The sequence below is a fragment of the Bradyrhizobium sp. LM2.9 genome (assembly GCF_054056555.1).
Genome location: NZ_JBSRYJ010000002.1, coordinates 1,482,753 through 1,505,435 on the forward strand (window position 1 = coordinate 1,482,753; position 22,683 = coordinate 1,505,435).

A 22,683-nucleotide genomic window follows, 5' to 3' on the forward strand; every position below is an offset into this window, starting at 1 on the left:
TTTGCTTTGATTCGTTACCCTCCCGTGCTATCGACCCGCGTCAACCCCACCGATGGGCTCCGATTCTCCGGCGATGCCGCAAGGTACGCCGAGGGCGGCGCTCATCCATAGCTATTTGCGGCAGGGCCGCAGGAAGGAGTTGGCAAATGGCCACGGTGCAACTTCAAGGCATTCGCGAAGCCCTCACGTTCGACGACGTGCTGCTGAGGCCAGGCCTGTCGGACGTCATGCCGGGCGAGGTCGACATCCGCTCCCGCGTCACCCGCGCCATCCCGCTCAACATCCCGATCATGGCCTCCGCCATGGACACGGTCACCGAAGCCCGCATGGCGATCGCCATGGCGCAGGCCGGCGGCATCGGCGTCATCCACCGCAATTTCGATCCCGAAGGGCAGGCGGCCCAGGTGCGGCAGGTCAAGCGCTACGAGTCGGGCATGGTGGTGAACCCGCTCACCATCAGCCCCGACGCCACGCTGGACGACGCGCTCAAGCTGATGAGCGATCACGGCATCTCGGGCATTCCCGTCGTCACCGGTGCGGGCAAGTCCACGCCGGGCAAGCTGGTCGGCATCCTCACCAACCGCGACGTCCGCTTTGCCACCGACCGCCAGCAAAAAATCTCCGAGCTGATGACGCATGAAGGTCTCGTCACGGTGCGCGAGAATGTCAGCCAGGACGAGGCGCGGCGGATGCTGCACCAGCATCGCATCGAGAAGCTGGTGGTGGTCGACGAGCAGTATCGCTGCGTCGGCCTGGTCACCGTGAAGGACATGGAGAAGGCGGTCGCCCATCCGCTGGCCTGCAAGGACGCGCAGGGGCGTCTGCGCGTCGCCGCCGCCACCACGGTCGGTGATAGCGGCTTCGAGCGCACCGAGCGGCTGATCGATGCCGGCGTCGATCTCGTCGTCGTCGACACCGCGCACGGCCATTCCCGTCACGTGCTGCATGCGGTCAACCGCATCAAGCGTCTGTCCAACTCGGTGCAGGTCGTTGCCGGCAACGTCGCGACCTCCGAGGGCGCACAGGCGCTGATCGATGCGGGCGCGGACTGCATCAAGGTCGGCATCGGCCCGGGCTCGATCTGCACCACGCGCATCGTCGCCGGCGTCGGCGTGCCGCAGCTCACCGCGATCATGGATGCGGTCGAAGCTGCCAAGAAGGCCGACATCCCCGTCATCGCCGACGGCGGCATCAAGTTCTCCGGCGATCTTGCCAAAGCGCTCGCCGCCGGCGCCGACATCGCGATGGTCGGCTCGCTGCTCGCCGGCACCGACGAGACGCCCGGCGAGGTGTTCCTGTGGCAGGGCCGCTCCTACAAGGCCTATCGCGGCATGGGCTCGGTCGGCGCGATGGCGCGCGGCTCGGCCGACCGCTACTTCCAGCAGGACATCAAGGACACGCTGAAGCTCGTGCCAGAAGGCATCGAGGGCCAGGTGCCCTACAAGGGCCCGGTCGGCAACGTCATGCACCAGCTCGCCGGGGGCTTGCGCGCCGCGATGGGTTATGTCGGTGCAAAGGACATGAAGGAGCTGCATGAGAAGGCGAACTTCGTCCGCATCACCGGTGCGGGCCTGCGCGAAAGCCACGTCCACGACGTGACCATCACGCGTGAAGCGCCGAACTATCCGGGCGGCGGTTAGTTACGCCTGACGCAAGGTCACGTGTTGATCGTTCAGTGATGAGATCGACGGACCGGACTCGCCTAACTCCGGGGCGTCCGGTCTTTTGCTGTTGATAAACGACCAGATGAGCGCGACTTGCCACCCCAGAAATGACCACCACGCTTCGCCGCCGAGGCCGACCCAACTGAGAACGGATATGCCGGCCCAGCAGAGGACGGCGATCAAGACACAAAGGAGATTTGACAAGAATATAAACAGAGCATGGCGATGATTGAGAAAGAGTGCGATCCATGTTGGCAAGAGGATCAGCACTAAAACTGCAAGAGCACCTGCCGATTCACGAAAGTCAGGGGACGCGTCTGCGAGCCACGCTGTGAGCGTAGGGCCGATCACAAAGATGAGGATCGGCAAGGCAGCGATGGCGGCCGTTATTTTCCATGCCGTGCTCTTTGGGGCTATGAGACCCATTCGCCCGACTTGCTGCCTCCACAGCGCCATTCCCTGTCCAACTGTCATTTTGCTTGCCGTTTCGAAGCCGCTTGCTGTGGTCTTATTCATCGTGTTCGTGAGGACGGCACGCCGGGCAGTGTCGAGGCTGTCTCCTCGATACAGCCTAGACTAGGGTCTGTTGGGATTCAGGATTCTCATCGGGGCTTGGTTGTGATTCAAGCTTGGGATGGACCGATTCGTTTTGACTGACGCCCAATGGGCGAAGATGGAGCCGCATTGTCTTGGCAAGCCGGGAGATCCGGGCCGCAGCGGCAAGGACAACCGACTGTTTGTCGAGGCCGTTCTGTGGATCGCCCGAACCGGCAGTCCCTGGCGGGATCTGCCGGCGATGTTCGGCCACTGGAATAGCACATTCACGCGCTTTCGCGACTGGGTGAAGGCGGATGTCTGGAAGCGGCTGTTCGAGGCCATCTCCGACGATCCCGACATGGAATACGCCATGGTCGACGCCACCATCGTCAAGGTCCACCGCCACGGTCAGGGCGCAAAAGGGGGACGCAAAGCCAGGCGATCGGCCGCTCGAAAGGCGGCATGACCACCAAAATTCTGGCGCTCACCGATGCGCTCGGCAATCTCGTGCGCTTCGTGCTCCTGCCGGGACAGCGTTTCGATACGGTGGGCGTGCCGCCGCTCATCGAGGGATTGGCCTTCAACGCGCTGATCGCTGATAAGGCCTTCGATAGCAACGCCATCATCGCCGAGCTCGAAGCGCGTGGCGCCAAAGTCGTCATCTCCCAGCATCCGCGCCGTGCACAGCCTCTCGCCATCGACAAGGAGATGTACAAATGGCGGCATCTCATCGAGAACTTCTTCGGCAAGCTCAAGGAATTCAAGCGCATCGCAATGCGCGCCGACAAGACCGACCAGAGCTTCACTTCAATGATCTATCTGGCCGCGGCCGCGATAAACTCCAGATGAATCCCAACAGACCCTAGTGCGGATAGCTGATTGCGACCTTAATCCGGCACTTAAAATTCGCCGGAAGCATAACAACTTCCTCGATTGCAGGATCGAGGAGCGCGCTTCGTATTCGCATGTCCGGTTGGCGAAGCGGGACCTACGCGGGAGGCGCCGAACGATCCGGGCGGGAGTAGGCGTCGGTGTCGTGCCCCGGACGCAGCGCAGCGCTTCTTTAGCGGTGCGCTGCAGAGCCGGGGCCCATCTTTCCACCTGATCGCATGGGGCGTTCTGGGTCCCGGCTCTGCGCAGCAGCGCAAGGGCGCTGCAGCGCGTCCGGGACACGAGAGGCGCGCTCGCATCAGCGCCGGTTACTCCAATGCTTTTGTATTGACGCAGCTGCCTCCCTCCGCTTCGCTCGCGACGAAGAACACTCTGGAGGAAGCCATCATGACCCAAGCAAAACGCATCGTTCTCGCCGCGCGTCCCGTGGGCGAGCCGAAGTCATCCGATTTCCGCCTTGAGGAATTCGCAGTCCCGACGCCAGGCGCGGGCGAAGTCCTGCTGCGCACGATCTGGCTGTCGCTCGATCCCTATATGCGCGGGCGCATGAGCGACGGTCCGTCTTACGCGACGCCGGTGCCGGTCGGCGGTGTGATGGAAGCCGGTACGGTTTGCGAGGTCGCGGCGTCCAACAATCCGAACTTCGCCAAGGGCGACATCGTGCTCTCGCGCGCGGGCTGGCAGACGCATGCGATCTCCGACGGCAGGGGGCTGAACAAGATCGACCCGAAGCTCGCGCCGATCTCGACGGCGATCGGCGTACTCGGCATGCCCGGCATGACCGCCTATACGGGCCTGCTCGATATCGGCAAGCCGCAGGAAGGCGAGACCGTCGTCGTCGCCGGCGCCTCCGGTGCCGTCGGCTCGGCGGTAGGCCAGATCGCGAAGGTCAAGGGGGCCCGCGCAGTCGGCATCGCCGGCGGCAAGGACAAATGCGACTACGTGGTGAAGGAGCTCGGCTTCGATGCCTGCCTCGATCACCGCGATCCTGATCTGGCGGCGAAGCTGAAAGACGCCTGTCCGAAGGGCATCGACGTCTATTTCGAGAATGTCGGCGGCGCCGTGTTCGAGGCGGTGTTCCCGCTGCTCAACCCGTTCGCGCGCGTGCCGGTCTGCGGCTTGATCGCGCACTACAACGACACCGAGGCCAAGCCGCCGAAATGGGCGGCCAGCATGATGCGCGCGACCCTGACCAAGCGGCTGACGTTCCGTGGCTTCATCGTCTCCGACTTCGCCTTCCGCCATGGTGACTTCCTGCGCGATATGTCCGGCTGGGTCCGGGACGGCAAGGTCAAGTACAGGGAGTTCGTCACCGAGGGCCTGGAAAGCGCGCCCGGAGCCTTCATGGGGCTCCTGAAGGGCGCCAATTTCGGCAAGCAGCTGGTGCGGGTCGGGCCGGACAAGGCTTGATCCGCCGCTCCGGCCCCCCGAGGGCCGGAGCGGGTTAATAAAAGTGACCGATCGGCCACACCTGCCCGCAAAAGCCGCAAGTGTGACCGTCGGTTCATTGACGGGCCGGCGAAGGCATTGAATCATTGCGCATATTTCAGGTGCGATGATGTTAGAGATTGTTGTTTTCTGCGTAATCCTTTTGGCCGCCGGCTATTGGGCGACCATGTTCCTCATGGGCCGTCGAGACGACGTCATCCATGGCAAATTCGTTCACGCCGACGACGAGCGCGCGTTAACGCAACCCGTGATGCCCACGCCTTTGCCGCCATTCCCCAAGCGTCCGGTCAAAGCCGCGCGGCCTGCCAATGTTCAGCCTGCCGATACCGGGGCCAAGCCGGTGAACAGCGAGGCGCTGCAATCCTTGCTTGCCGCGATCCAGCAGGATCTCAAAAGCGTCGCTTGAACACCGGCCGGCGAGCTAGTGCTTGCCGCCCATCTGGACGAACAGCTCCTCGATGTCGACATCGACCTGGCCGGCCGCCCTGACGTGGCGGACCTCAAAGCTGTCGGGCTGGAAGCGGTACTCCACGAGCCCGACCTTCTTGATCGCGATCCGGTCCTGGCGCGCGTCGTTGATCCCTGAAGCCGGCTGAGGCGCCCAGACGTGGTGGGTGTGGCGCCAGGTGAAGTCGCGCCGCTGGTGCACGTGACCGCTGGCGATCCGGCGCAGGTCGATATGCGCAAACATCTCGAACTGCTCGGCTCGAAGGCGAGCCCTGAGTTCATCACCAGTGAATTGAGGCCTATCGACAGTTGGTCGCCTCATCGGGAACGCCGGTTCAACTCGTTGATTGTCAGGAACAGCGGTGACGGCTAATGGACGCTAGCTGTGCCTTCCGCCGGATGGGAAGATCCCGGGAAAATTCCGATGTCCATTCAAATGGTTTTGCTGCCGGTCTTCGTGCAGGTCGGTCTCACCTTCGCGCTCCTGATCGCCATGGCGCTGGGGCGCCGGCGCGCGCTCGTCTCCGGCGAGACCAAGAGCCGCGACATTGCCCTGGGCGAGCCCAACTGGCCGCAGGGCGCCACACAGTTGGCCAATTGCTACCGCAACCAGTTCGAGCTGCCGGTGCTGCTCTATGTCCTGATCGCGTTGGCGCTTCCCTTGCGCCATGCCGATCTCTTCATCGTGCTGATGTCCTGGGTGTTCGTGGCGACGCGGTTCGTCCATGCCGGCGTATTCGTCTCCTCGAACCAGCTCGGCCCGCGCTCCACGATCTGGCTCGCCGGCGTGCTCGTGCTGCTGGCGATGTGGATCTACTTCGCGCTGAAAATGCTGTTGCTGATCTAGGCGCTAATCGCCAATCCTGATCTGCAGGATTCACTGAAAGATTTGAAATGACTCCCGCTGCCCGGCTGTCCGCAGCCATCGAACTGATCGACACCATCGAGAAGGACCGCGTTCCCGCGGCCAAGGCACTGAAGGAGTGGGGCACCGCGCACCGCTTCGCCGGCTCCGGTGACCGCGCCGCGATCGCCGGCCTCGTCTGGGACGTGCTGCGCCGCTATGCCTCGAGTGCGTTCCTGATGGATGCCGACACCGCGCGGGGGCGGCTGATCGGCATGCTCCGGCTCGAGCGCAACATGGACGCGGCCACCATGGCCGCATTGTTCGACGGCAGCCGCTTTGCCCCCGCGCCGCTGACCGACGCCGAGCAGGCCGCGCTCGCCGCGCGCTCGCTGAAGGACGCCCCCGGCCGCGATCGCCGGCGACTATCCGGAATGGCTGGATCCGTACTTTGCGAAGGCATTCGGCGAGGACCGCGTGGCGGAGGCCGCCGCGATGGCGAGCCGGGCGCCGCTCGACCTGCGCGTCAACACGCTAAAATCCAATCGCGACAAGGTGCTGGGGGCGCTTGCTCATCTTCATGCGAAACCGACGCATTGGTCCGCAACCGGCCTGCGCATCGCGCTTTCGGCCGATGCACGCAACCCGGGCGTCCAGGCGGAAGAGGATTTCATCAAGGGCACAATTGAAGTGCAGGATGAGGGATCGCAGCTTGCGGCCGCTTTGACTGCGGCAAAACCCGGCGAGCAGGTGATCGATCTCTGCGCCGGCGCCGGCGGCAAGACGCTGGCGCTCGCCGCGATGATGCAGGGCAAAGGCCGGCTGATCGCAACCGACAGCGACAAGCGGCAGCTTGTTCCCATTCACGAACGCCTGTCGCGCGCTGGCGTCCACAATGCCGATGTGCGCACGCCCAAGGGCGAGGCCGATCCGCTGGCCGACATCAGCGCCACCGCCGACCTTGTCGTGATCGACGCGCCGTGCACGGGAACCGGAACCTGGCGCCGCAACCCCGATGCCAAATGGCGCATGCGCCCGGGCGCGCTGGAGATTCGCCTGAGGGACCAGACCGCGGTGCTCGAGCGCGCGGTTCCGCTGGTCAAGGCCGGGGGCCGCATCGCCTACATCACCTGCTCGGTGCTCCCAGAGGAAAACGGCGAGCAGGTGAGGGCGTTCACCGGCCGCCATCCAGAGTTCGCGGTGGTGCCGCCCGAGCAGACCGCGAGCGTGCTCTGGGACAAGGCGGAGGAGTTTGCGCAGGCCGCGCTGCAATCGCCGGAGGGATGGCTGATGACGCCGCGGCGGACGGGCACGGACGGGTTCTTCGTCTCGGTGCTGAAGAAGTCTGGCTAGAACCACTCAAAACAAAGACCCCGCGAACCGTTACCGGCCGCGGGGTCTGTTGTCTCAACGCTTCTAACCGGTACGTCCGTGGTCAGAGCGCTGTTGCGCTGGCGATTAGCCGACGCGGAGATTGTCAGCGGAGGACTTGCCGCTGCGACGATCGGCGACGATGTCGAACGAGACCTTCTGGCCCTCGTTGAGGGTCGAGAGGCCGGCGCGCTCGACGGCGCTGATGTGCACGAACACGTCCTTGTCGCCGTCATCCGGCTGGATGAAACCAAAACCCTTTTGATTGTTGAACCACTTCACGGTGCCCATAGCCATGGGGAATTTCCTTTGCTTGAGAAGTTAACACGCAGACCGGAACGCGACATTGCGTCCATAGTCCTCATCAGTCGATGTTGGAGAATTCATCTGAAGCGTGCGCGCCCGTCAGCAACGAAGCGAAGCGGCCCAGTCGTTCGGCCAAGTATCGATGATCACAATATAGCGAGATTTTGGGGCCACTTCAAGGCACCACCCGTGGTTCGGGATGTCGCGCCAATTTGCTATTTTGCGGTGCAAATTAACCACCCGGGAGGCCTCAATCGACGATGAAAAGTGTTGCCCCGGTCGCTGTGGAGGACCGATGCGCGGCGTCGCCGAAATCCGAGACCTGGTAGCTCATCCCCGCCGTGAGCTTGAACGTGCGGCCGTCGCGCAGCTCGCTGTCGAGCTCGCCCTGCAGCACGTAGAGCACGTGGCCGCGATCGCACCAATGGTCGGCGAGATAACCCGGTGAATACTCGACCATCCGCACCCGGAGATCGCCGATGTTGAGCGTGCGCCACTGGGCCTGCCCGGTTTCGCCGGGATGCGTGGTGGAGGTGACCTTGCTCCAGTCGGTGACCGTGAAGGGGGACGTCGGGAGTTTCATGGTGGGGGTCCTGGTCGTGGTGCCGGCGGCGGTGTTGTTAGCGTAGGCGTTCGCCACAGTCTCCGTCATTGCAATGACGAGGATAGGCCTAGGGCGCCAAATGATTGGCCGAGCCCTGCACGATCAGCCCCGCCGCGTTCACCCGCAAATACTCGCAGATCCGCTTTCCCCGCTCGTTCTCGTAGAACACCACCACGCTGTCAGGGCTGACGAACAATTCGATCAACGAGAAATGCAGGTTGGGCAACAGCCCGAGCGCCTTTCCCCAATAGGCGCGCAAAGCGTCCTTGCCGCGCACGGTGCCATCCGGCTCGAACCCCATCGCAGGGATGCGGTCCGAGGTCATCACGGCCTCGTCGTCGTAGAGCGTGAGCACGCGTTCGAGATCGCCAGTATTCCAGGCCTCGACCCAGGTGCGGCCGAGCGCGGCGAGATTCGACGGCTGATGATGCGGTGGCATGGCGTCCTCCCTGATCGGCCCCTGGTGAGTGACGGGCGTATTAGGTCAATAATACTTACCTATATCCATTTGTCCATACCCAAAGAAGAATGTGGGCGCGCGGCCCGCGCGGTTGCGGGAAAAGCCTCCGTCGCGTATCTGCTTGCCATGACAGCAGCACAGAACGACCGCTCCGCGTCGACGCTCTCAGTGGCCTTGGCGCACGACAAGATTCTCATCGTCGACTTCGGCAGCCAGGTGACGCAGCTGATTGCGCGTCGCGTGCGCGAGGACGGCGTCTATTGCGAGATCGTCCCGTTCAACAAGGCCGAACAAGTTTTCAAGGAGATGAAGCCGAAGGCGGTGATTCTCTCCGGCGGGCCTGAGTCGGTGCATGAGGCCGGCTCGCCCCGCGCGCCCCAAGCAATCTTCGATTCCGGCGTGCCCGTGCTCGGCATCTGCTACGGCCAGATGACCATGGCAGCCCAGCTCGGCGGCACCGTCGAGGGCGGCCATCACCGCGAATTCGGCCGCGCCGATGTCGAGGTCAAAGCCGCGAGCAAGCTGTTCGAGGACGTCTGGTCGTCAGGCGGCAAGAACCAGGTCTGGATGAGCCATGGCGACCGCATCACGAAGATGCCGCCGGGCTTCTCCGTCGCCGGCACCTCGCCGAACGCGCCCTTCGCGATCATCCAGGACGAGACGCGCAAATATTACGGCCTGATGTTCCACCCCGAAGTGGTGCACACGCCCGACGGCGCAAAACTGATCCGCAATTTCGTGCGCAAGATCGCGGGCCTCTCCGGCGACTGGACGATGCGCGCCTTCCGCGAGGAGGAGATCTCGAAGGTCCGTGCGCAGGTGGGCAAGGGCAAGGTGATCTGCGGCCTCTCCGGTGGCGTCGATTCCGCGGTCGCGGCCGTGCTGATCCACGAAGCCATCGGCGACCAGCTCACCTGCGTGTTCGTCGATCACGGCATGCTCCGCCTCGATGAAGCCAAGACCGTGGTTGACCTGTTCCGCCACCACTACAACATCCCACTCGTGCACGTGGATGCCTCGAAACAGTTTTTGGGCGAGCTTGAAGGCGTCACCGACCCCGAGACCAAGCGCAAGACCATCGGCCGCCTCTTCATCGAGGTGTTCGAGCAGGAAGCCAAGAAGATCGGCGGCGCCGACTTCCTCGCCCAAGGCACGCTCTACCCCGATGTGATCGAGAGCGTCTCCTTCACCGGCGGCCCCTCGGTGACGATCAAGTCGCACCACAATGTCGGCGGTCTCCCTGCGCGCATGAACATGAAGCTCGTCGAGCCCTTGCGCGAGCTGTTCAAGGACGAGGTGCGCAAGCTCGGGCGCGAGCTCGGCCTGCCCGAAATCTTCGTCGGCCGCCATCCGTTCCCGGGCCCCGGCCTCGCCATCCGCTGCCCCGGCGATATCACGCGCGAAAAACTCGACATCCTGCGCCAGGCCGACGCCGTCTACATCGACCAGATCCGGAAAGCAGGCCTCTACGACGACATCTGGCAGGCTTTCGCCGTGCTGCTGCCCGTGAAGACGGTAGGCGTCATGGGCGACGGCCGTACCTACGACTTCGTCGTGGGCCTGCGCGCCGTCACCTCAACCGACGGCATGACCGCGGACTTCTACCAGTTCGATATGAAGTTCCTCGGCGAGACCGCCACGCGCATCATCAACGAGGTGAAGGGCGTGAATAGGGTGGTGTACGACGTGACCAGCAAGCCGCCTGGGACGATTGAGTGGGAGTAGGGGGGCGTAGAAAAGGCGGCGTTTGGATAGTAGCGGATAGGACTAGGAATTCAGTTTAACAGATCGTCTTCGATAGTGTCGAAATGAACGGGACACCAAACATTCACCGAGGCACTCATGAGTCCCGCATCGATGGAGTGATTGTTAGTCCAACCAGAATTCCTTCCGGCGAAAGGAACCGTGTGACAGTCTGACCCCATGGCTCCTTCTTGTTCTTGATGAGCAGTCGATAGCCTCGCGATTCCAGTTCCGCAGTTGCGCCTTCAACGTCTTCGACATCAAATTCGAGCCATGCTTGGGGAACAGGTGTATTGTCTGGCCAGGAATCTTTGCCAAAGCAGGACTGTGCCGCCTGATCGAGCGGCCACAAGGCGAAAGTCCGAACTCCTTTCAGAGCCTCAGTATGCAGGTAACCACCCTGCTCCTTCTTGAATGAGATATTGAGGGTCTCGCCGTATAATTTTCCGCCCGCGACTCTATCGCGGACGATTGGCCCAAACCCGGCAACGAACAAGACTTTGATACGCTCGAACTCTTGCATATGAGCCATATGAGCTCCTCTTGCAGAAGCGGGACTTACGGTTCCATCAGAGACTGGCCCACACGATGGGCGCGCGTAGGCGCTGCACAGGTCGGCCATTGTGTGAACGCCAGTGCCGCCATATGGGTTTCCTACAAGGGAAACACTACGGATGTGGGTTTGGACTGACCCTTCATGGCGCTCGCCGATTCGACGCGCCATATCGGCGCGATTGGACCAAAAATCCCCGGTCGCATGGACGGTGACGGTCTTTTTTCAGCGAGGCGTTTCTGCTTACATTCGTCGGGCTTTCAAAAAATCGACCGATCGTCGGCGATAGTCGCTGAAAACCGAGCAGATTCCAAATCGCCGAAATTCTCCTTTGAATTCAAGAGTGCAAATTTCTGACGGATCGGGCAGTCGGTTCTTCGTCGTACAGGGAAAGACTTTTGTCTGTTAAATCAAAGCATTATAATCGCTCAAAATAATCGAGTGGGAGTAGGGAGTTTCCTCTCCAGGTTCGGCATCACTGGATTAGGCAGTTACTTCCTCGAGAGGCGTCGTCGCATAAATCATGGGATTTGGGGTATTCATCCATCGATCGGACTCGATCTACGATGACAGCCCGGCTGAACAATATCAGTTTCCCAGTCAATATCTCCGCCGTGTTGAAGCCTGCATCGGCGATTGGATCATCTATTACGAACCAAGCAAGGTCTCGGAGACGCGCGGCTACTTTGCGATTGCTCGGGTTCAGCAGGTGATTCCCGACCCTGGTGCCTCGGGGATGTATCTCGCTCTGATCGAGCCCGGAAGTTATCTCGATTTTGCCAATCCAGTCCCTTTCAACGGGCCGACTGGTCCCGCAGAGCGCGGCGTCCTGAATGAGCAGGGCCGAATTTCAGGACGTGCGCAGTCGGCAGTCCGCCCAATCTCTCCGGACGATTTCAATAGAATATGCGAACTCGGTTTGGCGGAGGGCGCGCCCTTGTTGCCCCGGGTGGATGAGGACGTTCGACTGCTTCAGGTTGAGGAGAGGCAGGCGCCGTTTAGGTTCGACCAGCAGAGAGACCGCGTTAGCCTCACAGTGTCGAGAGTCTTACGCGATCGAGTTTTTCGTCGGATCGTGTTGCGGGCCTATGATGAGCGTTGCGCGATTACTGGGCTAAAGCTCATCAACGGGATGGGGCGCGCAGAAGTCGCCGCGGCTCACATACGACCGGTTGAGGTGAGTGGTCCGGACATCATCAGCAATGGCATCGCTCTTTCAGGTACCGCGCATTGGATGTTCGATCGCGGTCTGATCAGTTTGGCAGACGATTTGGAGATATTGATCTCGCGCCAAACAAATGATCCCGACGGAGTGCGGTCGATCATCAACAAGACCGGTCGCGCCCTTGCGCCGCATCGGATATCCGATCGGCCTCACCCCCATTTTCTTAATTGGCATCGCGAGCATTGTTTCAAGCAATAGGTGCGGTCGTGTCAGGCACTTCCGGCCGCTCGGCGTGCCTGTGCTCGATCACATTGTCGAGTTGCCGCCCTCCTGACGGAATCCGTGCCCAACCGCAAGATCGGTCGGGCAAATCATGGCCGTCAGCGTCTAGATTGAGCCGCCACGGAGGAGGGATGATGAAGGCGGCGCTGCAAAACTATCAGGCCCGGATGCGGCGGGTGCTGGATCATATTGACCGGCATCTCGACGATGATCTGGACCTGGAAACGGTGAGCGATGTTGCGGCCTTCTCAAAATTTCATTTCCACCGGCAGTTCACGGCGACTTTCGGGTTGTCAGTGCATCGCTATATCCATCTGGCCCGTATGAAGCGCGCTTCGCATCAGCTGGCCTACATGGACGCCCTTGATGTCACTGAGATCGCGATGGATGCAGGTTACGATGCACCCGACGCCTTCGCCCGCGCCTTTCGGCAACGGTTCGGGCAATCGCCGTCATCGTTCCGGAAGTCTCCCGACCGGGAGCCGTGGCTTGCGGCCTTCGTGCCTCTCGACAACGCCAGGAGCAAGCTCATGCAGACAATTTTTACCACTGACGACGTAACGATACGCGATGTGTCCCCGACACCAGTGGCGATCATGGAGCATCGGGGCGACCCGGCAACGCTTCCCGCCACCATCCAGCGGTTCATCGCGTGGCGCAGGGCCGCCGGCCTTCACCCCAGGACAAGTCCGACCTTCAACGTCTGGCATTCCGAGCGGCGTCCTGTGCCGCCCGCCGAATATCGCGTGGACCTTTGTGTCGGGACCGGCCTGCCCATCGAAGCGAACGGCGAAGAGATCAAAGCCGGCGAGATTCCCGGCGGACGCTGCGCCGTGCTGCGCGTCGTCGGCTACACCGACAATCTGGAACCGGCCGCGCTCTTTCTTTATCGCGAGTGGCTCCCGGCCAGCGGCGAGGAAGCGCGCGACTTCCCGATCTATTGCCAGCGGCTGAGCTTCTTCCCGGAGGTGCCGGAGCATGAGACGGTCGCGGAGCTTTTTCTGCCGCTGAAATAGCGCCGCCTCATCGTGCAGGTCGCCTTGCACAAACGCCGGGTCTCTGTTGCGCGCCCCCGTGCTACGACCGCGGCGTCCCCTCTGGAGCCTGCCTTCATGTCCACCGCCGCCGACCCCAGCCAGTCACCCGCACCCGCAACCGCCACCGAAACCGACCCCGAAACCCTCGGCTGGATGAAAGGCTTCCCGCCGGCACCGGACCGCACCGTCAGCTTCCAGAACGGCTCGTTCCGCAGCTTCCCCGAGCTGCGCTGGGCGTGGAGCAACATCCGCCAGCTGGTGCCGACCGTGAACGTCTGGCGCGGGGCGGGGCCCGCGTCGGTGCTTCCGCGCGAAGACCATGACATCGGCGCGGTCGCCTCGATCACGATGGATGGACGTCCCATGACGTTCGCAAAAATGCTGGAGGAGACCTATGCCGACGGCATCGCCGTGATGCATCGGGGCAAGCTGATCTACGAGCGCTACTTTGGCGCGTTGAAGCCGCACAAGCCGCATATCGCGATGTCGGTGACGAAATCGTTCACCGGCACGCTCGCCGGCATTCTGGTCGCCGAGGGCAAAATCGATCCGCAGGCGCCTGTTACGGAGTATGTGCCGGAGCTGAGGGCCAGCGCATTCGGCAATGCGCGCGTGCGGGAGGCCATGGATATGACCACGGGGCTCGCATACACCGAAGTTTACACCGACAGGAATTCCGCGGTGTGGGGGCTGCGGAGGGCGAACGGCATGGCGCCGATTCCGCCGGACTATGACGGAGCGACCAATATTTTCGATTTCCTCGTCGCGCAGAAGAAGCAGGGCGAGCACGGCAAGGCCTTTGCCTACAAGACCGTCAATTCCGACGTGCTGGCCTGGATCATCAGGCGCGCCAGCGGCATGACGTTGTCCGATCATCTCTCCGAGCGGATATGGACGCCGATGGGCGCCGAGGAGGACGCGCATTATCACGTCGATCGCATCGGCACCGAAAGCGGCGGCGGCGGCCTGTCGACCTGCTTGCGCGATCTCGCCCGCTTCGGCGAGACCATGCGCAATCACGGCCGCTTCAACGGCCGCCAGATCGTGCCATCATCTGTCGTCGAGGACATCGCGCGCGGCGGCGATCCCGAAAAATTCAAGCCGGCCGGCTACACCACGCTGCCAGGTGCGTCCTATCGTAATCAATGGTGGGTCACGCACAATGCCCACGGCGCCTACATGGCGCGCGGCGTTCACGGCCAGGGCATCTACGTCGATCCCAGGGCCGAGATGGTGATCGCGCGTTACGCCTCGCATCCGGTCGCGGGCAACGCCGCCAACGATCCCGTGACGCTGCCGGCCTACATGGCGCTGGCGAAGGAGATGATGGCCGGCGGTTGAGGCCGCTTACGGCACCTCCCGCCAGCGCATCGGCAATATGCCGTCCTGCCTGAAACTGTCGAGGAAGCGGAAGCGAGCGGCTTGCGGATTGCGGTGGGCTTCGATCTTTGTGCCCAGGATCTGCACGACATCGTTCTCGTCATAGGCGGGCCAGGGCGGCAGGCCGGATCCGTTGGGATCTCCGTGTGCGGCGAAATTCACCCAATAGCTCATCATCGTCTGCGCCAGGGCGCGGTCTTCTTCGGCCGGTGGCGTCGTGCTGCCGATCACCTGTTGCGGCGTCAGGCTGCCGAACACGAACGGAATGTCCGTGACATGCGAGGCGATCGGCGTGTAACGCGAGGTGTAGCTGAAGTGATAACCGTAAACGGGCGCACGTCCCCCGCGCCGATGCAGCCGCAGCCACTGCCAGCATTGCTCGCCGACCACAGTGTCGCCGTTAAGCGCCGCCGCGGACGCTTTGGCCTCCACGTCGGTCGCGGCGGGATAGACCTTCAGGAAATCGGCGATGCGTTCCTTGCCGAACATCTCCGCAGCCGCGGCGACAAAGGCTTTCGCCGATTGATCGGGGAGGGACTGCGGGGCGAAAGGGACTTCCTCGGCGGCATTCCAGCCCGCCAGCAAGGGGATGTGCATCTGTTCGCCGCGCAGGAATCGCCGCGCGGGCACATCAGGCACGACGTGATGATCGATACTCGGCGAGAACGCGGTCACGACGGGGCTGGTCCTGAAACTCCACGGCGCGGCTGCATTCAACCGGTCGGCCGGCATGCTGCGCAAGGCCGCGATGGACCCGTTGCCCTGTTGCCGGGCGAAAGCGAGACCACGCGCGCGAGCTTCTTCAAAGCCCTGGAGTGGGCCGTGCTTGCCATCCCAGAACGCGCCGCTCTGTCCAATGGCCTTGTGAAACAGTCCATGCGCGAGCGGCGAGGCCATCAAAATGCCGACGGCCATGGCGCCGGCGGATTCGCCGAACAGGGTGACGTTATCGGGGTCACCGCCAAAGCCGGCGATGTTGGCCTTGACCCAGCGCAGCGCCATCAACTGGTCCTGCAGGCCGTAATTGCCTGAGGGTGCCTCCGTGTCGAGATCGGGATGGGCGTAGAAGCCGAAGATGCCGAGGCGATAATTGAAGCTGACCACGACGACACCCTTGGCGGCCAACGCGCCGCCGTCGGTCGCGGGATTGGCCGAGGAGCCGAACTGAAAGCCGCCGCCGTGAATCCACACCATCACGGGCCGCTTCTCGTCCGCGTGCTTCGCCGCGGTCCAGACATTGAGATAGAGGCAATCCTCGTCGCGCGGTCCCGGCCGCTGGTCGTTTTCGAGCGCCGATAGACACCCCGCGCCGAACGCCAACGCATCGCGCACGCCGTCCCATGGTGAGGGCGGCTGCGGTGCGCACCAACGCAAAGGTCCGACCGGCGGTGCTGCGTAGGGAATGCCTTTGAACGCCAGCACGCCGCTGGCATCGCGCGGGCCGCCACGCACGGAGCCGGCTTGTGTGCTGACCACACGTTCGGCTGCTGTAGCGGTCGTGAAGGCATGCATGGTCGTATCTCTTGCTCGCGTGTGCGCACCTGGCCGCAGCCAGGCAGGTTCAGGCGACAGCCTATCGACTTTCTTATCTGCTCGATTTAGGTATTCCGCCAATCAATTGCTAAAAACAGGCAAGCATGCGGCAGTCCCTTCACTTTCCGTGGACGAATCTCGATGTGGACGATCGCTCCGCACCTGTCATCGCCGTGCGCGTTGACGTGATCGGGACCAAGGCGGAGGTGCCCGATCACAGGCACCGCAAAGGACAACTTATTTTCGCGCTGGGCGGCGGCGTCACCTGTCGCGTTCCCAATGGCCTGTGGATGGTGCCGCCGCATTGCGCAGTTTGGGTGCCCGGGGGCATGCAGCACAGCAACCTCGCGACAGAAAATGCCCGGCTGTTCTTCGTTTATATCGAGCCCGACGTCGTGGACTTGCCGGATCGGTGCTGCACGCTCTCGATCTCCCCGCTGCTGCGTGAAGTGATCGTCGAGCTGTCCGATCAGATCGCGGATGACGAGGCGAGGGTGGCCCTCCTGGCGAGCGTCCTTCTGCGCGAACTCCCTCACATGCCGGTTCAGCAGCTCCATCTGCCGCTCTCGCCCGAGCCGCGTTTGAAGAAGATTGCTGCAGCGCTGGCAAAAGACCCTTCCGACCGCAGGACCCTGGCCGAATGGGCCCATCGCGTTGCGCTGAGCGAGAGCAGCCTCGCGCGTCTCGTCGTCAAGGAAACGGGGCTGAGCTTCGGGCGCTGGCGTCAGCAATTGCACCTGATCGTCGCCTTGCGAGAACTCACCTCCGGCGCCAGCGTGCAGCAGGTTTCGGCCGACCTCGGCTACGAGTCGGTCGCGGCCTTCATCACGATGTTCAAGAAGGCGCTCGGGAAGCCGCCGGCGAAATATCTGAGCAGTATCTCTCCTGAATATAAGAATTGACTTATATTAGCTTCGACCGGTATTCATTCTTGCATGAAACGACAAGGAGGAGCGCCATGGAAATCGACGTCGCCAGGGTATTGGGGCTTGTGACGCGGTCGGTAAAGAATTTCGAGAAGGACGGGAAAGCCGCCAGTGCAGTGACATTGACGCGGCTTTACGAGACGAGCGTCGACGATCTCTGGGACGCAGTGACCAGCCAGCAGCGCATTCCGCGGTGGTTCTTGCCGGTCGAGGGAGATCTCCGGCTCGGTGGAAAGTACCAGCTCAAGGGGAATGCAGGCGGTACCATCACGGCATGCACGCCGCCGACCCATTTTGCTGCGACTTGGGAATTCGGCGGCGCGATGAGCTGGATCGATGTCAAGCTGACAGCAGAACGAAGTCAGGCGCGCTTGACGCTTGAGCATACCGCGATCATTGAGGACCATTGGAACCAGTTCGGTCCAGGGGCAGTGGGGATCGGTTGGGATCTCGCCATTGCGGGACTTGAGAGATATCTTGTGACCGGGGCATCGGTCGATCATGAGACGGCCGAGGCATGGATGGGCTCTCCTGCGGGCAAGGAATTCATGACGGGTAGCGGCGAGTATTGGCGCGCGGCGCACGTCGCAAGCGGGGTCGATGCGGCTTCGGCGAAGCAGCGCTCTGACCGCACCATCGCTTTTTATCGCGGTGAGATGCCGCCTGACATCGCCCATCCGGGCACAGGAAGCTGATGCAAATCTTCGAGGTCCTCGCTGATCCCGTGCGCCGTCGCATCCTCGAGCTGCTCGCGCCTCGGGAAATGGCGTCCGGCGAGGTCGTCGAAGTGATCGGGGCCGAGTTCGGGATCACGCAGGCGGCTGTGTCGCAGCACCTCAAGGTGCTGCGCGAGAGCGGCTTTGCAACGGTTCGGGCGGAGGCGCAGAGACGACTCTATTCGGTCGATGTCGCGGGCCTGCGGGCGGTGGATGCATGGATCGATCAATTCAGAAATTTTTGGGAGCCGAAGCTGGACGCGCTGGCGACCGAGATCGCGCGCGGCAAACGCGAGCGTCGTAACGCTCCCATGACCAAACGGAGCGGGAAGAGGGCTTGATAAATTACGAACAAAAATGGCGAGAGGAGCGAACAGTCACCTTCAGCCCCGCGACATCTTCTCATACCGTTTCACCAGCCGCTCCCTTTTCAGCCGCGACAGCCGCTGAATCCAGAACATACCGTCGAGCTGGTCGATCTCGTGCTGATGGCAAACAGCGCGCAAGGTTTCGGACTCCTCGGTCTGCATGTTGCCGTCGATATCCTGATAGCTGATCCGCACGCGGGCGTGGCGCTGGACGTCGTCGTTGACCCCGGGCATCGAGACGCTGCCTTCGCGATGCAGGATCATCTCGGCCGAGGCCCATTCGATCTCCGGGTTGACGTAGGTGCGCGGGCCGTCCGGAGCGTCGAGCTCGAGCACGACGACGCGCAAGGGCACGCCGATATGCGGCGCCGTGATGCCGATGCCGGGCGCAGCGCGCATCGTCTCGAGCAGATCCGCTGCAAGCTCGCGCAAGGCGGCGTCGAATGCAGTGACGGGGCGAGCCGGCATCGCGAGGCGGCGGTCGGGATAGCGGACGATCGGGCGAATGGTCATGCAGGCTCCTACCACTCACGGATGGTTGAAGCATCCCGTTCTTGACGCCCTACCAACTGGAAGGTAGCTAATCGGCCATGACCAATGTTTCCTCGACTGCCGACGACATCCTCGCCTGCGCGCGCACCTTGATCATCGCGGGCGGCTATAACGGCTTCAGCTACGCCGACGTGGCCGATGTTATCGGCATCCGCAAGCCGAGCATCCACCACCATTTCGCCAGCAAGGTCGATCTGGTCCGCACCCTCGTGTCGCGCTACCGCGCCGAAGCCGAGGCGGGACTGTCGGCGCTCGAGCGCAATGTCCCTGATCCGCGCGATCAGCTCAAAAACTATGCCGCGTATTGGGAAGCGTGCATCAATGATGCGACGGCGCCGTTCTGCGTGTGCGCGCTGCTTGCCAGCGAGCTTCCGATCTTGCCGGAGGAAGTCGCGCTCGAAGTCCGTGCGCACTTCCGTTCGCTGGCTTCGTGGCTGACATCGGTGATGGAGCGCGGCAAGCGGAAGGGGCGGTTCAAACTCTCCGGCACAGCCAAGGTCGAGGCTGAAGGCTTCATGGCGACCATTCACGGCGCGATGCTGTCGGCGCGCGCCTATGGCGATCCAAAAATGTTCGGTGTGATCACCACCCCGCTGCTGGATCGGCTGTCCACCAGACATTGAGAGACATCGGCGAGACGACCACGACACCCGGCAGCCAAGCCGGGCGAGGCGCCTTGCTAGCGAAAGACTACCAACTAGTAGGTAAAGGAGAGTGGAATGGCGTATCATCAATTGGATATCGTTCGTGCCGATCGCGAGCGATGGCTGAAGTTCTACTACTTCATCCGGGCGGCGTTCTCGGTCGCCTGGGTCGGAGCTTCGTTTGCCGTCGGGCCGTCATCTCCGGTGATCGCGGGAGCCTTGCTCGTGCTCTACCCGGCATGGGACGCCGCGGCCAACTTGGTCGACGCGTTGCGCAGCGGCGGGCTCGCTCAAAACCGCACGCAGGCTCTGAACGTCGTGGTCAGCCTGGCGACCACCGTCGCGGTGCTTGTTGCCTTGCAGATGAGCATGAACCGGGTGCTCGGAGTGTTCGGGGCCTGGGCGATCCTGTCAGGACTGCTCCAGCTCGGGACGGCCATCCGCCGCTGGAGGAGTTTTGGCGCGCAATGGGCCATGGTGCTCAGCGGGGCCCAGTCGGCGCTCGCAGGCGGCTTCTTCATCTTTCAGGCCACGACGCCGATGTCTCCATCGATCGCGAATGTCGCGGGCTATGCTGCGGTCGGCGCGCTCTATTTTCTAGTCTCGGCGGTATGGCTGACCGTCAGCGAGTGGCGCCGCAGCGTCAAGAGGACACAGCAGGGATGATTGCGACGGCGTTGGCGGGATCATGACATGATGCCGGTGTTTTGCCCGACGAGTCAAATCGCGGTCTTGCAGTTGAGGCACATCGTAAGCCATTGATCCCGCAGGGGCCGTCTACTGTGCATGGGGTTGTTTTCGACATTCTTGTTGGCGACAATGCCGCCAACAACAAGAGTCGGAGGAAAACTTCATGCGCACAATCGCAATCGCGCTGGCGGCGACCATCGCAGCGGCAACGCCGGCCGCGGCCGACTATCTGGTCAAGGAAGTCGGCAGCTTTCACGTCGGCGGCCACACCGAAACGCTGAGCGGTCTTGCTTCCAAGGAGATCGTGTTCTCTCCAGGCGCGCCGCCGATCAAGGTCGATCCGAACGGCGAGTTCGAGGTCGAGCAGATGTACGTTCAGTTCGTCAAACAGGCAGCGCCGAAGTCGAAATTGCCGCTGCTGCTCTGGCACGGCGGCGGCCTTTCGGGGGTGACATGGGAGACCAAGCCCGACGGCAAGCCGGGCTGGCAGCAGTTCTTCCTGAATGCGGGCTATGACGTCTACGTCTCGGATGCGGTGGAGCGCGGCCGCGCCTCCTGGGCGCGCTATCCGGAGATATTCAAGAGCGAGCCGTTCTTCCGGCCCAAGAAGGAAGCATGGGAGTTGTTCCGGATCGGGCCGAGCTACGAGGTCGGCGGCAAGCGCGAGGCATTCGAGGGCGAGCAATTCCCGATCGAGGCGTTCGACCAGTTCGCCAAGCAGGGCATTCCGCGCTGGGCCACCAATGACGCGGCCACGCAAAAAGCCTACGATGCATTGGTGCAGAAGGTGTGCCCGTGCATCATCCTGGTGCACAGCCAGGGCGGCAATTTCGGCTTCACCGCCGCCCTCAATGCGCCGGACAAGGTGAAGGCGCTGATCACCGTCGAGCCGTCCGGGGCACCCGATCCGGCCAAGGCCGATGCTGCGAAACTCAAGGGCGTACCGCATCTGATCGTGTGGGGTGATTTCCTCGACAAGGTCCCGGTGTGGTCCAAGCTCGTGGTCAATCCGACCAAATGGGGGCAAGCGGTCGCGGCTGCGGGCGGAAAGGTCGATACGTTCGAACTGCCCAGGATGGGGATCAAGGGCAACACCCACATGATGATGATGGACCGCAACTCCGACGACGTCGCCAAGCTGATCAATGATTGGATCGGGAAGCAGAGACTGGCGAACTAAGCGGAGCGTGAGCGCGGCCGGTCCCGAAAAAATTGCTCGATGCCGTGGTGCCGGCTGTCGGCGCGAGCAGTTCCCATTCGTCTTCCACCCAGACAGACCTGACGGGAGACCAAAATGAACTCTTCCTCATATCGCTGGGTGGTCGTCGCCGCGGGCGGCTTGCTCGGCTGCGTCGCGATCGGCGGCATGTTTTCGCTGCCGGTGTTTTTGCAGCCGATTGCAAAGGACACCGGCTGGTCGGTGACCGGCATTTCCAGCGCGATGACGATCGGCTTTCTGGCGATGGCCTGTACCAGCATGGCCTGGGGCACGCTGAGCGACAGGTTCGGGCCGCGGCCGGTGGTGCTAACGGGCTCGGCGGTGCTGTCCGTCAGCCTGTTCGCGGCGAGCCACGCCACCTCGCTGCTGGCGTTTCAGTTCGTCTTTGGCCTTCTGGTCGGGGCCTCCTGTGCAGCGATCTTCGCGCCGATGATGGCGACCGTGACCGGCTGGTTCGACACCCATCGCAGCCTCGCGGTGTCGCTGGTGTCGGCCGGCATGGGCATGGCGCCGATGACGATGGCGCCGCTCGCGGCCTGGCTCGTCTCCGGCCATGACTGGCGCACCTCGATGCAGATCGTGGCGCTGGTGGTTGGCGCCATCATGATCCCGGTCTCGTTCCTGGTGCGTCCCCCGCCGGCGCTCGCGCACGCCGTGGCCGCGCCTGCGGGCGAGGGTGCGCCGCAAGGGGAAATGTCGCTGACGGAGGCGCTGCGCTCGCCGCAATTTTTAATCCTGCTCGCGACCAACTTCTTCTGCTGCGCCACGCATTCCGGCCCGATCATCCACACCGTCTCCTATGCCGTGAGCTGCGGCATTCCGCTGATTGCGGCGGTGACGATCTACAGCATCGAGGGCTTTGCCGGCATGGGCGGGCGCATCGCCTTCGGCCTGATGGGCGACCGTTTCGGTGCCAAGCGCGTGCTGGTCTCGGGTCTGCTGTTGCAGGCGTTCGGTGCACTCGCCTATGTCTTCGCGCATCAGCTTGCGACGTTCTACGCGGTCGGGGCCGTCTTCGGCTTCATCTATGCCGGCACCATGCCGCTCTACGCGGTGCTGATCCGCGAGAACTTTCCGCTCAAGATGATGGGTACGGTGATCGGCGGCACCGCGATGGCCGGCAGCCTCGGCATGGCCACGGGCCCGCTCGCGGGCGGCCTGATCTACGATGCGTTCTCGAGCTACGCCTGGCTCTACATCGCCTCCTGGGCGATGGGCCTCGGCGCCTTCCTGATGGCGATGAATTTCAGGCCGTTCGCGAAGCCTCAAGCGGAGGTGGCGCCGGCGGCGGCGTAAGCAGGT

25 protein-coding genes and 1 pseudogene are annotated in these 22,683 nt (G+C 62.8%); 18 read left to right on the top strand and 8 right to left on the bottom strand.

The window, feature by feature from the left end:
* The first annotated feature begins 146 nt into the window (after window positions 1–146).
* Window positions 147–1,640: an IMP dehydrogenase gene (guaB, locus tag ACVWW3_RS08320; RefSeq protein ID WP_456650353.1), complete on the top strand. Its 1,494-nt coding sequence runs from the start codon at window positions 147–149 to the stop codon at window positions 1,638–1,640.
* Here the strand turns inward: guaB and ACVWW3_RS08325 are convergent, their stop codons facing one another.
* Window positions 1,641–2,180, bottom strand: coding sequence for a hypothetical protein (locus ACVWW3_RS08325; protein ID WP_247346025.1), 540 nt, complete (start codon window positions 2,178–2,180; stop codon window positions 1,641–1,643).
* Window positions 2,181–2,298: 118 nt separating this feature from the next.
* On the opposite strand from ACVWW3_RS08325, the gene ACVWW3_RS08330 reads away from it, so the two are divergent.
* The 3 genes from ACVWW3_RS08330 to ACVWW3_RS08340 all read left to right on the top strand — a co-directional run bounded on the left by ACVWW3_RS08330 (window position 2,299) and on the right by ACVWW3_RS08340 (window position 4,947).
* Window positions 2,299–3,050, top strand: a protein-coding gene (locus ACVWW3_RS08330; protein WP_247772603.1) for an IS5 family transposase whose coding sequence is annotated in 2 segments (ribosomal slippage) — window positions 2,299–2,629 and window positions 2,629–3,050 — 753 coding nt in all. Because the reading frame shifts where the segments join, the coding sequence is not laid out codon by codon here.
* A gap of 429 nt (window positions 3,051–3,479) precedes the next feature.
* Entirely contained in the window at window positions 3,480–4,502 is a 1,023-nt protein-coding gene (locus ACVWW3_RS08335) for an NADP-dependent oxidoreductase (protein WP_456650352.1), read from the top strand.
* 148 nt (window positions 4,503–4,650) lie between these two features.
* A complete protein-coding gene (locus tag ACVWW3_RS08340) occupies window positions 4,651–4,947 on the top strand; it encodes a hypothetical protein (protein WP_456650351.1) in 297 nt (98 codons plus the stop codon).
* Window positions 4,948–4,962: 15 nt separating this feature from the next.
* Here the strand turns inward: ACVWW3_RS08340 and ACVWW3_RS08345 are convergent, their stop codons facing one another.
* Entirely contained in the window at window positions 4,963–5,232 is a 270-nt protein-coding gene (locus tag ACVWW3_RS08345; protein ID WP_456650350.1) for a hypothetical protein, read from the bottom strand.
* A gap of 180 nt (window positions 5,233–5,412) precedes the next feature.
* Here ACVWW3_RS08345 and ACVWW3_RS08350 point away from each other — a divergent pair, with 180 nt between their 5' ends.
* Window positions 5,413–5,835: an MAPEG family protein gene (locus tag ACVWW3_RS08350; protein WP_456650349.1), complete on the top strand. Its 423-nt coding sequence runs from the start codon at window positions 5,413–5,415 to the stop codon at window positions 5,833–5,835.
* 47 nt (window positions 5,836–5,882) lie between these two features.
* A pseudogene (locus ACVWW3_RS08355) lies at window positions 5,883–7,185 on the top strand (RsmB/NOP family class I SAM-dependent RNA methyltransferase).
* Window positions 7,186–7,290: 105 nt separating this feature from the next.
* On the opposite strand, the gene ACVWW3_RS08360 reads toward ACVWW3_RS08355, so the two are convergent.
* The 3 genes from ACVWW3_RS08360 to ACVWW3_RS08370 all read right to left on the bottom strand — a co-directional run bounded on the left by ACVWW3_RS08360 (window position 7,291) and on the right by ACVWW3_RS08370 (window position 8,552).
* The gene (locus ACVWW3_RS08360; RefSeq protein ID WP_007592195.1) at window positions 7,291–7,500 is read right to left on the bottom strand and encodes a cold-shock protein; all 210 of its coding nucleotides are present in this window, start codon (window positions 7,498–7,500) and stop codon (window positions 7,291–7,293) included.
* 259 nt (window positions 7,501–7,759) lie between these two features.
* Window positions 7,760–8,092 (bottom strand): DHCW motif cupin fold protein, encoded by a 333-nt coding sequence (locus tag ACVWW3_RS08365; protein WP_354103677.1) that lies wholly within the window; start codon window positions 8,090–8,092, stop codon window positions 7,760–7,762.
* An 88-nt stretch (window positions 8,093–8,180) separates the two neighbouring features.
* Window positions 8,181–8,552: a nuclear transport factor 2 family protein gene (locus ACVWW3_RS08370; protein WP_354046832.1), complete on the bottom strand. Its 372-nt coding sequence runs from the start codon at window positions 8,550–8,552 to the stop codon at window positions 8,181–8,183.
* A 147-nt stretch (window positions 8,553–8,699) separates the two neighbouring features.
* Here ACVWW3_RS08370 and guaA point away from each other — a divergent pair, with 147 nt between their 5' ends.
* Window positions 8,700–10,298: a glutamine-hydrolyzing GMP synthase gene (guaA, locus tag ACVWW3_RS08375; protein WP_456650347.1), complete on the top strand. Its 1,599-nt coding sequence runs from the start codon at window positions 8,700–8,702 to the stop codon at window positions 10,296–10,298.
* 115 nt (window positions 10,299–10,413) lie between these two features.
* On the opposite strand, the gene ACVWW3_RS08380 is transcribed toward guaA, so the two are convergent.
* On the bottom strand, window positions 10,414–10,848 hold the full coding sequence (locus tag ACVWW3_RS08380) for a VOC family protein (RefSeq protein WP_456650346.1): 435 nt from the start codon (window positions 10,846–10,848) through the stop codon (window positions 10,414–10,416).
* Between the two features lie 165 nt (window positions 10,849–11,013).
* Between ACVWW3_RS08380 and ACVWW3_RS08385 the strand changes: the two genes are divergently transcribed.
* The 4 genes from ACVWW3_RS08385 to ACVWW3_RS08400 all read left to right on the top strand — a co-directional run bounded on the left by ACVWW3_RS08385 (window position 11,014) and on the right by ACVWW3_RS08400 (window position 14,694).
* Entirely contained in the window at window positions 11,014–11,226 is a 213-nt protein-coding gene (locus tag ACVWW3_RS08385) for a hypothetical protein (RefSeq protein WP_456650345.1), read from the top strand.
* A gap of 166 nt (window positions 11,227–11,392) precedes the next feature.
* A complete protein-coding gene (locus tag ACVWW3_RS08390; RefSeq protein ID WP_456650344.1) occupies window positions 11,393–12,292 on the top strand; it encodes an HNH endonuclease in 900 nt (299 codons plus the stop codon).
* 158 nt (window positions 12,293–12,450) lie between these two features.
* On the top strand, window positions 12,451–13,332 hold the full coding sequence (locus tag ACVWW3_RS08395; protein ID WP_456652047.1) for an AraC family transcriptional regulator: 882 nt from the start codon (window positions 12,451–12,453) through the stop codon (window positions 13,330–13,332).
* 96 nt (window positions 13,333–13,428) lie between these two features.
* Window positions 13,429–14,694, top strand: coding sequence for a serine hydrolase domain-containing protein (locus tag ACVWW3_RS08400; protein ID WP_456650343.1), 1,266 nt, complete (start codon window positions 13,429–13,431; stop codon window positions 14,692–14,694).
* A gap of 6 nt (window positions 14,695–14,700) precedes the next feature.
* Here the strand turns inward: ACVWW3_RS08400 and ACVWW3_RS08405 are convergent, their stop codons facing one another.
* Window positions 14,701–16,245 carry a carboxylesterase/lipase family protein gene (locus ACVWW3_RS08405; protein ID WP_456650342.1) on the bottom strand — a complete coding sequence of 515 codons (1,545 nt, stop codon included), beginning with the start codon at window positions 16,243–16,245 and terminating at the stop codon, window positions 14,701–14,703.
* Window positions 16,246–16,370: 125 nt separating this feature from the next.
* Here ACVWW3_RS08405 and ACVWW3_RS08410 point away from each other — a divergent pair, with 125 nt between their 5' ends.
* From ACVWW3_RS08410 to ACVWW3_RS08420, 3 genes are read left to right on the top strand one after another with little or no spacing between them, the layout of a single operon-like run.
* Window positions 16,371–17,168 (top strand): AraC family transcriptional regulator, encoded by a 798-nt coding sequence (locus ACVWW3_RS08410; RefSeq protein ID WP_456650341.1) that lies wholly within the window; start codon window positions 16,371–16,373, stop codon window positions 17,166–17,168.
* Window positions 17,169–17,224: 56 nt separating this feature from the next.
* Window positions 17,225–17,887, top strand: coding sequence for an SRPBCC family protein (locus ACVWW3_RS08415; RefSeq protein ID WP_247446850.1), 663 nt, complete (start codon window positions 17,225–17,227; stop codon window positions 17,885–17,887).
* Window positions 17,887–18,249, top strand: a complete 363-nt coding sequence (locus ACVWW3_RS08420; RefSeq protein ID WP_247346113.1) for an ArsR/SmtB family transcription factor — start codon at window positions 17,887–17,889, stop codon at window positions 18,247–18,249. Before ACVWW3_RS08415 ends, ACVWW3_RS08420 begins: the two co-directional genes overlap by 1 nt.
* Window positions 18,250–18,291: 42 nt before the next feature.
* On the opposite strand, the gene ACVWW3_RS08425 is transcribed toward ACVWW3_RS08420, so the two are convergent.
* Window positions 18,292–18,789 carry a peptide deformylase gene (locus ACVWW3_RS08425; protein ID WP_247446851.1) on the bottom strand — a complete coding sequence of 166 codons (498 nt, stop codon included), beginning with the start codon at window positions 18,787–18,789 and terminating at the stop codon, window positions 18,292–18,294.
* 77 nt (window positions 18,790–18,866) lie between these two features.
* Between ACVWW3_RS08425 and ACVWW3_RS08430 the strand changes: the two genes are divergently transcribed.
* The 4 genes from ACVWW3_RS08430 to ACVWW3_RS08445 all read left to right on the top strand — a co-directional run bounded on the left by ACVWW3_RS08430 (window position 18,867) and on the right by ACVWW3_RS08445 (window position 22,677).
* Entirely contained in the window at window positions 18,867–19,451 is a 585-nt protein-coding gene (locus ACVWW3_RS08430; protein WP_247446852.1) for a TetR/AcrR family transcriptional regulator, read from the top strand.
* A gap of 96 nt (window positions 19,452–19,547) precedes the next feature.
* A complete protein-coding gene (locus ACVWW3_RS08435; RefSeq protein ID WP_247446853.1) occupies window positions 19,548–20,138 on the top strand; it encodes a DUF308 domain-containing protein in 591 nt (196 codons plus the stop codon).
* Window positions 20,139–20,325: 187 nt separating this feature from the next.
* The gene (locus ACVWW3_RS08440) at window positions 20,326–21,342 is read left to right on the top strand and encodes an alpha/beta hydrolase family protein (RefSeq protein WP_247446854.1); all 1,017 of its coding nucleotides are present in this window, start codon (window positions 20,326–20,328) and stop codon (window positions 21,340–21,342) included.
* Window positions 21,343–21,456: 114 nt separating this feature from the next.
* A complete protein-coding gene (locus tag ACVWW3_RS08445; protein WP_247446856.1) occupies window positions 21,457–22,677 on the top strand; it encodes an MFS transporter in 1,221 nt (406 codons plus the stop codon).
* Window positions 22,678–22,683: the final 6 nt, after the last annotated feature.